Origin of the sequence: Burkholderia sp. Bp9016, assembly GCF_003857765.1 — a bacterium.
In the GTDB taxonomy this organism is placed as follows: domain Bacteria; phylum Pseudomonadota; class Gammaproteobacteria; order Burkholderiales; family Burkholderiaceae; genus Burkholderia.
On record NZ_QTPY01000002.1, the window covers coordinates 117,751 to 131,789 of the forward strand.

10 protein-coding genes are annotated in these 14,039 nt (G+C 64.7%); all 10 read right to left on the reverse strand.

Annotation, left to right across the window (positions count from 1 at the left end):
* Positions 1-88 precede the first annotated feature (88 nt).
* Positions 89-814 (reverse strand): amino acid ABC transporter permease, encoded by a 726-nt coding sequence (locus DIE13_RS02920; protein WP_124825755.1) that lies wholly within the window; start codon positions 812-814, stop codon positions 89-91.
* 2 nt (positions 815-816) lie between these two features.
* Entirely contained in the window at positions 817-1,539 is a 723-nt protein-coding gene (locus DIE13_RS02925) for an amino acid ABC transporter permease (RefSeq protein WP_124825756.1), read from the reverse strand.
* 108 nt (positions 1,540-1,647) lie between these two features.
* Positions 1,648-2,463 carry an ABC transporter substrate-binding protein gene (locus tag DIE13_RS02930; protein WP_124825757.1) on the reverse strand — a complete coding sequence of 272 codons (816 nt, stop codon included), beginning with the start codon at positions 2,461-2,463 and terminating at the stop codon, positions 1,648-1,650.
* A gap of 481 nt (positions 2,464-2,944) precedes the next feature.
* The gene (locus tag DIE13_RS02935) at positions 2,945-4,249 is read right to left on the reverse strand and encodes an MFS family transporter (RefSeq protein ID WP_124825758.1); all 1,305 of its coding nucleotides are present in this window, start codon (positions 4,247-4,249) and stop codon (positions 2,945-2,947) included.
* Between the two features lie 230 nt (positions 4,250-4,479).
* Positions 4,480-6,159: a SpoVR family protein gene (locus tag DIE13_RS02940; RefSeq protein WP_124825759.1), complete on the reverse strand. Its 1,680-nt coding sequence runs from the start codon at positions 6,157-6,159 to the stop codon at positions 4,480-4,482.
* Positions 6,156-7,424, reverse strand: a complete 1,269-nt coding sequence (locus DIE13_RS02945; protein ID WP_124825760.1) for a YeaH/YhbH family protein — start codon at positions 7,422-7,424, stop codon at positions 6,156-6,158. The genes DIE13_RS02940 and DIE13_RS02945 overlap by 4 nt, the downstream gene beginning before the upstream one ends.
* 125 nt (positions 7,425-7,549) lie before the next feature.
* Complete coding sequence (locus tag DIE13_RS02950) at positions 7,550-9,472, reverse strand: PrkA family serine protein kinase (protein ID WP_096505402.1); 1,923 nt, start codon at positions 9,470-9,472, stop codon at positions 7,550-7,552.
* A 525-nt stretch (positions 9,473-9,997) separates the two neighbouring features.
* On the reverse strand, positions 9,998-11,788 hold the full coding sequence (locus tag DIE13_RS02960; protein WP_124825761.1) for a methyl-accepting chemotaxis protein: 1,791 nt from the start codon (positions 11,786-11,788) through the stop codon (positions 9,998-10,000).
* A gap of 281 nt (positions 11,789-12,069) precedes the next feature.
* Positions 12,070-12,999 (reverse strand): ribokinase, encoded by a 930-nt coding sequence (rbsK, locus tag DIE13_RS02965; protein ID WP_124825762.1) that lies wholly within the window; start codon positions 12,997-12,999, stop codon positions 12,070-12,072.
* Positions 12,996-14,027, reverse strand: a complete 1,032-nt coding sequence (locus DIE13_RS02970) for a LacI family DNA-binding transcriptional regulator (protein ID WP_124825763.1) — start codon at positions 14,025-14,027, stop codon at positions 12,996-12,998. Before DIE13_RS02970 ends, rbsK begins: the two co-directional genes overlap by 4 nt.
* Positions 14,028-14,039 lie beyond the last annotated feature (12 nt).

A 14,039-nucleotide genomic window follows, 5' to 3' on the forward strand; every position in this document is an offset into this window, starting at 1 on the left:
GCGGCAGCGCGGCATGCTGCGGGTATCCGCAGACCATCACGACCGGGAATCTGCCGCGCGCATCATGCATGCGTGCCGCAGCACGCCGTCACCGCGCCGGTTCCGTGCGTTCGGTCGTCGCCTGCGCCATGCGCTCCGCGCGTGGACGGCGCGTCAGCAGCCAGCGCGCCGCGCCGTCGAGCGACGTGCACAGCACCAGATAGATCGCCGCGACGAACAGGAAGATCGGCGCCGGATAGATCATCAGCCGGTTGTTCACCTGCGTCGCGACGAACGACAGTTCCGGCACACCGACGATATACGCGAGCGACGTGTCCTTCACGAGCGCGACCCACTGGTTGACGAACGACGGCGTCATGATCCGGATCGCCTGCGGCAGCAGCACGTAGCGCACCGTCTGCCAGCGGGTGAGCCCGAGCGACAGCCCGGCCTGCCACTGCCCGTCGCCGGCCGCGACGATGCCCGCATGTACCGCGTGCGCGAGATACGCGCCGCCGATCAGTGCCAGCGCGCAGACGACCGTCGCGAGCCCCGGCACGTCCATGTGCAGCAGCATCGGCATCAGGAAGTACGTCCAGAAGATCAGCATCAGCACCGGAATCGCGCGAAAAAAGCCGATGAACGCGAGCAACAGCACGCGTGCCGGGCCGCGCGCGAGCGCCATCGCGACGCCGAGCGCCACACCGAGCACGGCCGACGCAAGCGCCGACGCGATCGCCAGCACGAGCGACAGCGCGGCGCCGCCGAGCGGGCCGTCCGGAAAAGCACCGACGAGCAGGTACGGCAGGTTGGAGAGCAGCAGCGAGAAATCCATCGTCAGCGCCCTGCCCCGAGCCGGTCGCGCCATTGCGTGGCCGCGTATGCACCGGCCTCGATCGCGGCGACCGCGGCGACGTACAGCACGGTCGCGACGCCGAACGCGGCAAACGTCTTGAACGTTTCCGTCTCGACCTGCCGCGATGCGTACGACAGCTCGGCAACGCCGATCGCCATCGCGAGCGATGAATTCTTCACGAGATTCATGTATTGACCGAACAGCGGCGACAGCGCGATGCGCACGGCCTGCGGCAGCACCACGTAGCGCAGCGACTGCATCGGCGTGAGACCGAGCGCCGCCGCCGCGTCGTGCTGCGCGCGGCGCACGCCGCGCAGGCCGGCTTCGCACTCCTCTGCGACGAACGCGGTCGTGTACGCGCTCAGCCCGATCCAGCCCGCGACGAATTCGAACGACGGCCATGCGAGCGTGAGCGGCCCCATGCCCACTTCATGGCGCGCGTTCAGCCACGCGGTCCACGTGTCGGGCAGCAGCGACGCGACGCCGAAATACCAGAACAGCAGTTGCACGAGCAGCGGCGTATTGCGGAATGCAACGACGTAACCGGTCGCCAGCATGCGCAGCGCGTTGCCGCGCGCATGCCGCATCACCGCGAGCAACAGTCCGCCGACGGTCGCGGCGACGGCCGACGCGGTCGCGAGGCCGAGTGTCAGCAGAAAGCCCTGCCAGAGCCAGGACAGATATTTGGGAGCCAACCCGAGCATGCCGTGGTGCGCGCGCAAGACGCGCGATAAGAAGAGACGGATAAGAACGGAAAACGCCGCGAACCGCGCACACCGGCCCGGCCGGCGGCGGATCGCGGCGCACTCCGCTCAGGTCTTGTCGCCGATCCGGAAGATGCGCGTGAGCGGCGTCTTCGTCGCCGGCCCGAACCACGCGTTGTAGATCTGCCCCGCGTGGCCGTTCGCCTCGAGCCCCTTGAGCGTATCGTTCACGAAGCCGAGCAGGCGCGTCTCGCCCTTCGGCACGCCGACACCCATGTAATCGTTCGATATCGTGAACGCCGGGATCTCGTAGTTCTGCTTGTCAGGCACGTTCGCAAGCAGGCCGATCAGCTTCGGCCCGTCCTGCGTGATCGCCTGCACGTTGCCGGCGCGCAGTGCGGCAAACGCGAACGGCGTGTCGTCGTACGCGACGATCGTCGCCTTCGGGTATTTCTCGCGCAGCGTGATTTCGTTCGTCGTACCCTTGTCCGCACCGATGCGCAGGCCGTTCAGCTGGTCGGCCGATTTCAGCACGCCCTTCTTCGCGAGGAACTGCTGGCCCGACGAGAAATACGGAATGCTGAAGTCGACCTGCTTCGCGCGCTCGTCGGTGATCGTGAAGTTGGCGAGCACGAGATCGACCTTGCCGGAGGTCAGGAACGGAATGCGGTTCGCCGGGTTGGTCGGCTGAAGCTGAAGCTTCACGCCGAGCTTGTCGGCCAGCGCCTTCGCATAGTCGACGTCGAGGCCGACGATGTGATTGCTCTTGCCGTCGACATAGCCGAACGGTGGATTGCTGTCGAACGTCGCGACGCGCAGCACGCCGGCCTTCTTGATGTCGTCGAGCCGGTCCGCATGCGCGACCGTGCCGGCCGTCACGAGTGCGGCTCCGACGAGCCACGTAGCGAGAGTGTGGATTTTCATGAGCACAACCTGATTTGTTATGAAGGCCGCCGCGGATCGCACGGCGGCCGGTTCGAGGAACGTCGCGACGCAGTGTGTTGTCGCGAAGCCGCTAACGTATCAGCGCGTGCGGCGAATCCGAACCAACAAATGGTGCTTTGCTCTGCGGCATTCGTGATGAGGCATGCAGGTCGCCGGCACGCAGGTTCCGGGCACAAAAAAAGACGCCCGCTGCACGCAGCGGGCGAGAATCCCAGTCAAGGAGGTGTCACACGAACTACGGATTCAGAATAAAAGCATCGCCCGCGACGGACAACGAAGCGATTTCGATATCGATATCGCGGGGGCCGCGATGAGCTTGCACGCGATCCCGCGCCGGATGAAAAAACGGCGCGCCGCCTGCATGGCGGAGCGCCGTCGTATGAGGTGCTGCGTTCTGCGTGCCGCCGTGTTGCACGCCGCAGCGGACAACCCGGCCGTATCGGCCGGGCGGCCCGATCGATCACGGTTCGTGACGCAGATACCCTTCCTTGCTCGGATCGCGCATCCGCCACGACACGATCAGCGAGATCGCGCACAGCACGGTCACGTACCAGTAGAAGGTTTCCTCGCTGCCGATCGACTTGAACCACAGCGCGACATACTCGGCCGAGCCGCCGAAGATCGCGTTCGCGACCGCATACGACAGGCCGACGCCCATCGCGCGCACTTCCGGCGGGAACATCTCGGCCTTGATCAGGCCGCTGATCGACGTGTAGAAGCTGACGATCGCCAGCGCGATCGTGATCAGCACGAACGCGGCGACCGGGCTCGTCACGGTCTTCAGCGTAAGCATCAGCGGCACCGTGCCGATCACCGCGAACGCGCCGAACAGGATCATCGACGTGCGGCGGCCGATCTTGTCGGACAGCGCGCCGAACACCGGCTGCATCAGCATGTAGACGAGCAGCGCGAAGGTCATCACGTTGCTGGCCGTCTTCGCGTGCATGCCGGCCGTGTTCACCAGGTACTTCTGCATGTACGTCGTGAACGTGTAGAAGATCAGCGAGCCGCCGGCCGTGAAACCGACCACCGTGAAGAACGCGCCCTTGTGCTGCCATACGCCGCGGATCGTGCCCGCGTCCTTCTTGTCGCGCGACGCGCTCGTCGACGTTTCGTCGAGCGACTTGCGCAGGTACAGCGAAATCAGCGCGGCCGCCGCACCGCAGACGAACGGAATACGCCAGCCCCATGCCTTCAGTTCGTCATGCGACAGCGCCTGCTGCAGGATCACGAGCACCAGCAGCGCGCACAGCTGGCCGCCGATCAGCGTCACGTACTGAAACGACGCGAAGAAGCCGCGCCGCCCCTTCAGCGCGACCTCGCTCATGTAAGTCGCGCTGGTGCCGTATTCGCCGCCCACCGACAGCCCCTGGAACAGGCGCGCGACCAGCAGCAACGCCGGCGCCAGCGCCCCGATCTGCGCATAGGTCGGCAGCACCGCGATCACGAGCGAGCCGCCGCACATCATCAGCACCGAGATCATCATCGCCGCGCGGCGCCCGTGCCGGTCGGCGATGCGGCCGAACAGCCAGCCGCCGATCGGGCGCATCAGGAAACCCGCCGCGAACACGCCGGCCGTGTTCAGCAGCTGCGTCGTCGTATTGCCGCTCGGGAAGAACGCCGGTGCGAAATACAGCGCGCAGAACGAGTAGATATAGAAGTCGAACCACTCGACGAGGTTGCCCGACGAGGCGCCGACGATGGCGAACACGCGCCGCCGGGTGTCATGCGCGGACAGCGCAGCTTGGTCGGTCTGGACGTCCATGGGTTGGTCTGTTCCTTTTAGTGCTTTCTGGGCGAGACGGCTGGGCCGCCGCGTGCGGTTGCACGTGGCACCGGTTCCGGCGCACGACGCCACGGGATTTTAGCGAAATGTAAAGTAACAGGCTCTCCGGGTTCGTCCGGATGTAGAAAATTTTTCTCGTGCCGCGCGCTCGTCATATGAAAACGCCAGCCGTCAGGCTGGCGTTGCATGCAAACTTTTGCCATCGATGCTCAGACGCGCACCTCCGGCGGCACGTAGCGGCACTCGTAGCGCTTGCGCACGGTGCCGGCCTCGTCGACGCTTTCCAGGAACACGTCGAACTGCCAGAGCCGCGCCATGTGCTTGAGCACTTCGTCGCTGTCGTTCGACAGATGGCGGTTGTCGGTCATGAAGTGACGCAGCGTGAGACTGCGATCGCCGCGCGTGTTCACCGCCCATACCTGGATGTTCGGCTCGCGATGATGGATGTCGTACTGCCGCGACAGCGCCTGCCGGACGTACTGGTAGCCGGATTCGTCGTGGATCGCCGACACCTCGAGCGAATCGCGCATGTCGTCGTCGAGCACCGAGAAGAGCCGCATCTCGCGAATCAGGTTCGGCGACAGATACTGCGCGATGAAGCTCTCGTCCTTGAAGTTGCGCATCGCGTAGTGCATCGCAGGCAGCCATGGCGTGCCCGCGATCTCCGGAAACCACTTGTAGTCCTCTTCCGTCGGCGACTCGCAGATCCGCCGGATGTCGCTCATCATCGAGAAACCGAGCGCATACGGATTGATCCCGCTGTAGTACGGCTTCGTGACGGGCGGCTGGTAGACCACGTTGCTGTGCGAATGCAGGAACTCCATCATGAAACCGTCTTCCAGCTTGCCCTGGTTGTACAGCGTGTTCAGCAGCGTGTAGTGCCAGAACGTCGCCCAGCCTTCGTTCATCACCTGCGTCTGCCGCTGCGGGTAGAAGTACTGGCCGATCTTGCGCACGATGCGGATCACTTCCCGCTCCCACGGCTCGAGCAGCGGCGCGTTCTTCTCCGCGAAATACAGCAGGTTTTCCTGCGGCTCCGGCGGATAGCGATCGTCCTGCTCCTCCATCTGCTCGGGCTTCTTGCCCGGCAGCGTACGCCACAGCTCGTTGACCTGCGACTGCAGATACGCCTCGCGTTCGCGCCGCAGCGCGGCTTCCTTCGACAGCGACGGTTTCTGCGGCCGCTTGTAGCGGTCGACGCCGTAGTTCATCAGCGCATGGCACGAATCGAGCAGTTCCTCGACGCGATCGAGCCCGTAGCGCTCCTCGCATTCGGCGACGTAGTTCTTCGCGTACACGAGATAGTCGATGATCGCGTGCGCGTCGGTCCACAGCCGGAACAGGTAGTTGCCCTTGAAGAACGAGTTGTGCCCGTACGCCGCGTGCGCGATGACGAGCGCCTGCATCGTCATCGTGTTCTCTTCCATCAGATACGCGATGCACGGATTCGAATTGATGACGATTTCGTACGCGAGGCCCATCTGGCCGCGGCGATAGCTCTTCTCGGTCGCGAGGAAGTGCTTGCCGAACGACCAGTGCCGGTAGTTGACCGGCATCCCGACCGACGCATAGGCATCCATCATCTGCTCGGCGCTGATCAGCTCGAGCTGGATCGGATAGATGTCGAGCTCGTATTGCTCGGCGACCTGCGCGATATGCGTGTCGTATTCCTCGAGCAGCTCGAACGTCCAGTCGGACGGGCACGGCAGCGGCTTGCGTTCGGCAACGTTCATACGCGCTTCCTTTTGCCCGGCTCCGGGCAAGTCGGCGGCCGGCGCCGACGCTTCGGTCCGGCCGCTTTGCTGCGATGCGGCAGGGCCGGCCGTGTCGTCGCCGGAAGGGCGCGGCGCGTAGCCGCGCGACTCGTTGTGCAGGTGGCGGGTCGTCATGACATTTCCACCTGTTTTTCGAACAATTCGCGAAACACCGGGTAAATGTCGGCAGCCGATTCGACTTTTTTCATCGCGAGATGCGGTTGCGACAGCGCCAGTTGCGCGTACTCCAGCCACAGGTTCTGCTCTTCCGGTGCGACCTGGATATACGCGAAGTAGCGCGTCTTGGTGAGGATATCCTCTTCCAGGATTTTGCGACACTTCGGCGAATCGTCGGTCCAGTTGTCGCCGTCCGACGCCTGCGCACCGTAGATGTTCCATTCCGTCGGCGAGTAGCGCTCGTTCATCACCTTGCGCATCAGCTCGAGCGCGCTCGACACCACCGTGCCGCCGCTTTCGGTCGAATGGAAGAAGGTGTCCTCGTCGACTTCCTCCGCACGCGTATGGTGACGAATGAACACGACCTCGATACGCTCGTAGTTGCGCTTCAGGAACAGGTACAGCAGGATGAAGAAGCGCTTCGCGAGATCCTTGCGCTGCTCGTCCATCGAACCCGACACATCCATCAGGCAGAACATCACGGCCTGGCTCGACGGCTGCGGCTGCTTCACGCGATTGATATAGCGCAGGTCGAACGGATCGATGAACGGAATTCGCCAGATGCGCCCTTTCAGGTGATGGATCTCGGCTTCGAGCGCGGCGATTTCCGTGCGGCGGTCCTCGGTGTCGTTCTTCAGCGCCTCGAGTTGCGCCTCGAGTTCGCGCAACTCGTTGACGAGCGGCGAGCCGAGCGCGATGCGCCGGCCGAGCGCGCTTCTGAGCGAACGCACGACGTCGATGTTGTTCGGCGTGCCTTCCGCCGACCAGCCCGCGCGCACGTTCTTCCAGCTCGGCACCGTCAACAGGTGCGTCTTCACGAGGCGCGGCAGTTCGAGATCGTCGAAGAAATACTGCATGAATTCGTCGCGGGACAGCTCGAACACGAAGTCATCCTGACCTTCGCCCTCGTTACTCGCCTGACTGCCGCCACCGCCCGAGCCGCCTTGCGGACGCGGAATCTTGTCGCCGCGGACGTAGTCCTCGTTGCCCGGGTGCACGTACTCACGGCGCCCGCCAGGCCCGTGCCGGAAATTCGGCTCGGCGATGTCCTTGCGCGGGATCGTGATGCTCTGCGTGCTCTGGATATCCTTGATGCTACGGTCGCGCACCGCGTCGGACACGGCACGACGAATGTAGTTCTTGACGCGACGCAGAAAGCGTTCGCGATTGGCGATGCTCTTGTTCTTGCCGGCCAGCCTGCGGTCGATGATTTGATGAAGCACTCCCGGTCTCCCGCTCGAAAGTCGATCTGCCGGGGCACTCGCCGCGCATGCCGTCTGCCGTCATGCGGGCGGCGCCTCTGAAGGCGCCCGCGCGGACGAACCGCACGGGCGCGGTACCGCGCGCGTCATGACGACTTGCGCACGCGCAGGTACCAGTCGCAAAGCAGCCTCACCTGCTTCGGCGTATAGCCCTTCGCGACCATCCGGTTCACAAAGTCCTCATGCTTGCGCTGCTCCTCTGCCGAACCCTTCGCGTTGAACGAAATGACCGGCAACAGTTCCTCGGTATTCGAGAACATCTTCTTCTCGATCACGACACGCAACTTCTCGTAACTCGTCCACACGGGGTTCTTGCCGGCGTTGGCCGCCCGTGCGCGCAACACGAAATTCACGATCTCGTTGCGGTAATCCTTCGGATTGCTTATCCCGGCCGGTTTCTCGATCTTCTCCAGCTCCGCGTTCAGCGCGGCGCGGTCGAAGCTCTCGCCCGTGTCGTGATCGCGGAATTCCTGGTCCTGAATCCAGAAGTCCGCATACGTGACGTAGCGATCGAAGATGTTCTGCCCGTACTCCGAATACGATTCGAGGTAAGCCGTCTGGATCTCCTTGCCGATGAACTCCGCATAGCGCGACGCGAGCACGTCCTTCACGAACGACAGGTATTTCTGCTCCGTTTCCGGCGGGAACTGCTCGCGTTCGATCTGCTGTTCGAGCACGTACATCAGGTGCACCGGGTTGGCCGCGACCTCGCTTGAATCGAAGTTGAACACGCGCGACAGGATCTTGAACGCGAAGCGTGTCGACACGCCCGTCATCCCTTCGTCCACGCCCGCGTAGTCGCGATACTCCTGGTACGACTTCGCTTTCGGATCGGTGTCCTTCAGGTTTTCGCCGTCGTACACCTGCATCTTCGAGAACAGGCTCGAATTCTCCGGTTCGTGCAGGCGCGACAGCACCGAGAACTGCGACATCATCTTCAGCGTACCGGGCGCGCACACGGCTTCGGCCAGCGACGAATTGCGGATCAGCTTCTCGTAGATCTTCGTCTCTTCCGACACGCGCAGGCAATATGGCACCTTCACGACGAAGATCCGGTCGAGCAGTGCCTCGTTGTTGCGGTTGTTGCGGAACGCCTTCCATTCCGACTCGTTCGAGTGCGCGAGAATCACGCCGTCGAACGGAATCGCGCCGAATCCTTCGGTGCCCTTGAAGTTGCCTTCCTGCGTGGCGGTCAGCAGCGGGTGCAGCACCTTGATCGGCGCCTTGAACATTTCGACGAATTCGAGCAAGCCCTGGTTCGCCAGGCACAGGCCGCCGGAGTAGCTGTATGCGTCGGCATCGTCCTGTGCGTACTGTTCGAGCTTGCGGATGTCGACCTTGCCGACGAGCGACGAGATGTCCTGATTGTTCTCGTCGCCCGGTTCGGTCTTCGCGATGCCGACCTGCCGCAGGATCGACGGATAGCGGCGCACCACGCGGAACTGGCGGATGTCGCCGTTGTATTCATGCAGGCGCTTGACGGCCCACGGACTCAGGATGCTCTTCAGGTAGCGGCGCGGAATGCCGTACTGCTCTTCGAGGATCGGGCCATCTTCGTCGTAGTCGAACAGCCCGAGCGGCGATTCGTTGACGGGCGAACCCTTCAGCGAATAGAACGGCACGCGCTCCATCAGTTGCTTCAGGCGCTCGGCGATCGACGACTTGCCGCCGCCCACCGGGCCGAGCAGGTAGAGGATCTGCTTCTTCTCTTCGAGCCCTTGCGCGGCGTGCCGGAAGTAAGCGACGACCTGCTCGATCACTTCCTCCATTCCGTAAAACTCACGAAACGCGGGATAGACCTTGATAACCTTGTTCGCGAAGATCCGCGACAGGCGCGGGTCGTTGCGAGTATCGATTTGTTCTGGTTCCCCGATTGCAGCCAGCATGCGTTCGCCGGCCGTGGCGTACGCTGACGGATCGTTCTTGCAGAGCGCGAGATACTCCTCCAGCGAGAGCTCTTCCTCTCGCGTTTTTTCGAAGCGGTTCGCGAAGCTGCTGTAAATATCCATGCTACCTCCCTCGCCTGAGTCTGAAGACGTGCTTGCCTTCGTATGACTGCGCAGAAGCAAGCGCGTTCGAATTCATCCTAAACCCTTTCTGTTTTTTTTTCACGAACTCTTCGTATGAAGTTCGTCATTCTCGACAACACCGGTTGGACAATGCATTTCCACGCTTTACAATCGATCTCCCGAGCCGCAGAAACTGCATCCGCGGTGTCTCGTCGAGCATCGGAACGTCTCGTGCGTTGGACGCTCTGGTCGTCGTCGCTTCTCCTCCACGTCTTCGTTCTCACGCCCCTTCATCCCTATACGTTCGAGCGATCGTATGCGACGACACGCCACGTGCGCCGTTACAAATTTTTTTCGCATCCTTCGGAGATACCCGTACGTAGCACGGATGCCAAAACACGACGCGCGACGATGCACGATCGTTCATGTGCGCTGTCACATTCAGTCGATCACCGAAACGACGACGCCCGCATGCCGCGGGCGTCGTGCGCTACCAAATGGGGATAGATGCGCGATCCACGCGAATCAGAACGTCTCCCAGTCGTCGCCGCCGGCGGTGGCTGCAAGCGGCGCCGGTGCGGGCGTCGCGGACGCGGCCACGGGCTTGCGAGCCGACGGAGCAATTGCCGTGCGCTTCGCCGGCGCATCGCGATCGTCGCGTGCCGACGCCGTCGCCGGTGCGGGCGTCGCGGTCGACACGGCTGCCGGCGCGGCAGGCATCGCGCGCGGCGCTTGACGCGCGGCAGCGACACCCGCTGCCGGCCGTACCGCTTCGTCGTCGATCCGGAACACCGAAACCGTCTGGCGCAGACGCGCGGCCTGTTCGTCGAGCGATTGCGCCGCCGCAGCGGCCTCCTCGACGAGCGCCGCGTTCTGTTGCGTCACCTCGTCCATCTGCGCGACCGCACGCGCGACCTGATCGATGCCGCCGCTCTGCTCCTCGGACGCTGCCGCGATCTCGCCCATGATGTCCGTCACACGCTGCACCGCACCGATCACGTCGCTCATCGTGCGTCCCGCTTCGTCGACCAGCGCCGAACCGGTGCGGATGCGGTCCACCGATGCATCGATCAGCGCCTTGATCTCCTTGGCCGCGCTCGACGACCGCTGCGCGAGGCTGCGCACTTCGCCGGCGACCACCGCGAAACCGCGCCCGTCCTCGCCGGCACGCGCGGCTTCGACCGCCGCGTTCAGCGCGAGAATGTTGGTCTGGAAGGCGATCCCCTCGATGATCGCGATGATGTCCGCGATCTTCGCCGAGCTGTCGTTGATCTCGCCCATCGTGCCGACCACCTGGCCGACGACCGTATTACCCTTGTTCGCAATTTCGGATGCGTTCGCGGCCAGCGAACTTGCCTGCCTCGCATTGTCCGCGTTCTGCTTCACGGTACCGGTCAGTTGCTCCATGCTCGATGCGGTTTCCTGCAGCGCCGCCGCCTGCTCTTCCGTGCGCGACGACAGGTCGATGTTGCCGGCGGCGATCTGCCGCGCCGCGGTCGCGATCGACTCGCTGCCGCCGCGTACGGTGCGCACCGTATCGACGAGCCCGTGCTGCATCTTCGCGAGGCCATCAAGCAACTGGCCCATTTCGTCGCGGCGTCGCACGACGATCGAGCGTCGCAGGTCGCCCGCGGCGATCGCGTCGAAGTGCGCGAGCGCATCCGCGAGCGGACGGCCGATCGCACGGCTGAGCGTCAGCCACGACAACACCGCGGCGCCGAAGCCGGCGACGAGCACGACGATCGACAGCACCCGCAGCATCTCGTACACCGATTCCGCGTGATTGAAGCTCGCCTGCGCGTCGCGGAACTGAAAGCTGCGCAGCGCTTCGCTCGCGACCGCGAGTTCGTTGTAGCGCACCTGCAACTGTTTCGCGCCGTCGCCGATCCGGTCGTGCTGATCCGAGCCGACGAGGCCCGCGAACGCGTCGCACGCGCTTTGCAGCGCCTGTCGCTTCGCGGCAACGTCCTGGGCAAGCCCGTCCTCTTCGGGCCCGCGCGGCAGCGCGAGGTACTTCTGCCACCACGCGTCGGACTGCGTACGCATGCTGCGGCTGCGCTCGACGGCCGCCGCCGCGTCGGGCGTGCCGGCCAGCATCACCGCGCGGTCGAGCGCCAGCCGCTCGCGCGCCGCATACATTTCCGCGACGGCAACGTTCACCGCACTCGGCATCTGGTTCGTGAAAATTTCGCGCGTCGAGTCGTTCGAGCGCGTCATCCCGTACAGGCCGAGCACACCGATCACTCCCAGCAGCATGGCGAGAAACGCCATCGTCAAACCGATGCGCGCACGAATCGTCAGGTTTGTGAACACCATCATCCTTCCTGTTTTACGTCGTCATGGACGGGCCGAGCCCGTTTTCGAAACAGTGTTTCGCCCGATGCATTTACGACCGCGCGCGGCCCAACTTGATGGTATCGACGACTCTTTTTCACCAATCAGTTCATGAATTACAGATTGCTGAATAATGGGGGCAAACCACTGCCGGTTCGCGGGGCAGGAAGACGATGCCAACGCGGTTTGCGCGACAACGCCAGAAAAGAAACGGCCGGCCGCCTGCTGCTGCAGGCGCCGGCCGCGATGGGGGCAATCCGGTTCTATTCGCCCAGTTCGGCGAGGGTGGGAATCGACGGCTGCGCACCCGCTCGGGTCACCGACAGCGCCGCCGCGCGCTGCGCGAAGCGAATCGCGGTATCGACGTCCTCGCCGGCCGCGAGCCGCGCGGCGAAACCGCCGATGAAGGTATCGCCGGCCGCGGTCGTGTCGACCGCTTGCACGACCGGCGCCGGGTAATGCCGCGCCGCACCGTCCGCCGTCAGCGCCAGCACGCCGCGCGCGCCGAGCGTGATCAGCACGTTGCGCGCCCCGGCCGCCTGCAGCGCGCGCGCCGCGGCCTGTGCATCGTCCGGATCGCGCACCGACAGTCCGGTCAACGCGGCGGCCTCGACTTCGTTCGGAATCAGGTAATCGACAAGCGGCAGCCAGTCGCCCGGCAACGGCGCGACGGCCGGGGCCGGATTGAGCACCACCGTGCGGCCGAGCCGCCGCCCGGCCGACAGCGCCGCGAATACGGCGTCCGGCGGCGTCTCGAGCTGGCAGATCAGCACGTCGGTCGCAGCCAATGCAGCTTCGTGCCGCGCGACCGTATCGGGCGTGACTTCCCCGTTGCCGCCCGCGACGATCACGATCGTATTCTGGCTCGCGTCGTCGACAACGATCAGCGCGACGCCGGTCGATGCCGCCGCACTGGTCGCGAGCCCCGTGCAGTCGATGCACTCCGCTTCGAGGCCGGCCCGCAGCGCCGTGCCGTACGCATCCGCGCCGACGCAGCCGATCATCGCGACCCGCGCGCCGAGCCGTGCAGCCGCGACGGCCTGGTTACCGCCCTTGCCGCCCGCCGCCTGCGCATACGCATGGCCGGCGAGCGTTTCGCCCGGCAGCGGCAGCCGCGGCGAACGCACGACGAGATCCATGTTCAGGCTGCCGACCACCGTCACGCGGCCGGGCGCCGCTGCGCGCGCCGTCATGCGTTGGGGCCGGGCATGGCCGGCTCGCGATAGACCGAGGTGGATTCGCGCAGCACGAGCCGCGGCGACACGACGCGACGACGGCTCGGCGCGGACGTCGAGCCGCCGCCGATCCGCTCGATCAGCGTCTGCGCGGCCATTTCGCCGAGCGCGCGCACCGACTGGCCCACCGTCGACAGCGCGGGATACGTGTAGCGGGAGAATTCGATGTCGTCGAAGCCGATGATCGAGCAGTCGTCCGGCACGCGCATGCCGCGCTCGGCCGCCGCGCGCAGCGCACCGACGCCCATCAGGTCGTTGCCCGCGAAAATCGCGCTCGGATGCACCGACTCGAACAGCCGCGCCGCCGCGTGATAGCCGCCGAGGCACGAGAAATCGCTTTCCGCGATCGCGCCCGGCACGATGTCGATCCCGCGCTCGGCCATCGCGCGGATGAAGCCGTGCACGCGCATCGCGCTGACGGCCGTGTCCGTCGGTCCCGTTATGCAGCCGATCTTCGCGTGCCCGAGTTCGAGCAGGTGGCGCGTCGCCAGGTAGGCGCCGCGTTCGTGGTCGATCTGCACGAGATCGGCCGCGAGCCCCTCGATGTTGCGGTCGACCACGACGAGCGGCGCATGCGCGTCCGCGAGCGTCTGTGCCAGCACCGCGTCCTCGCCCGCCGACGCGACGATCAGCCCGTCGATGCGCTTTTCCTGCAGCACGCGCAGATAGTTGCGCTGTTTGACGGGATCGTCGTCCGAATTGCAGAAGAACACGCAATAGCCGTTGGCCGCGCACTGATCCTCGATGCCGCGCGCAAGCTCCGCAAAATACGGATTTGTGCTGTTCGGCACGACGAGGCCGATGGTCGCCGTCGAGCGCGCCTTCAGCGAGCGCGCCACCGCCGATGGCACGTAGTTCAGCTCGCGAATTGCGCCCTCGACCTTCGCACGCACATCCGCGGACACCGGCCGCGAATTGTTCACCACGTGCGAGACGGTCGTAAACGACACGCCCGCCATGGCCGCCACATCCTTGATCGTCGCCATTTCCCGTTTCTC

Coding starts and splice junctions, on each gene's coding strand:
- DIE13_RS02920 (WP_124825755.1), bottom strand. CDS start 814: ATGGATTTCTCGCTGCTGCTCTCCAACCTGCCGTACCTGCTCGTCGGT.
- DIE13_RS02925 (WP_124825756.1), bottom strand. CDS start 1,539: ATGCTCGGGTTGGCTCCCAAATATCTGTCCTGGCTCTGGCAGGGCTTT.
- DIE13_RS02930 (WP_124825757.1), bottom strand. CDS start 2,463: ATGAAAATCCACACTCTCGCTACGTGGCTCGTCGGAGCCGCACTCGTG.
- DIE13_RS02935 (WP_124825758.1), bottom strand. CDS start 4,249: ATGGACGTCCAGACCGACCAAGCTGCGCTGTCCGCGCATGACACCCGG.
- DIE13_RS02940 (WP_124825759.1), bottom strand. CDS start 6,159: ATGACGACCCGCCACCTGCACAACGAGTCGCGCGGCTACGCGCCGCGC.
- DIE13_RS02950 (WP_096505402.1), bottom strand. CDS start 9,472: ATGGATATTTACAGCAGCTTCGCGAACCGCTTCGAAAAAACGCGAGAG.
- DIE13_RS02960 (WP_124825761.1), bottom strand. CDS start 11,788: ATGGTGTTCACAAACCTGACGATTCGTGCGCGCATCGGTTTGACGATG.
- rbsK (WP_124825762.1), bottom strand. CDS start 12,999: ATGACGGCGCGCGCAGCGGCGCCCGGCCGCGTGACGGTGGTCGGCAGC.
- DIE13_RS02970 (WP_124825763.1), bottom strand. CDS start 14,027: ATGGCGACGATCAAGGATGTGGCGGCCATGGCGGGCGTGTCGTTTACG.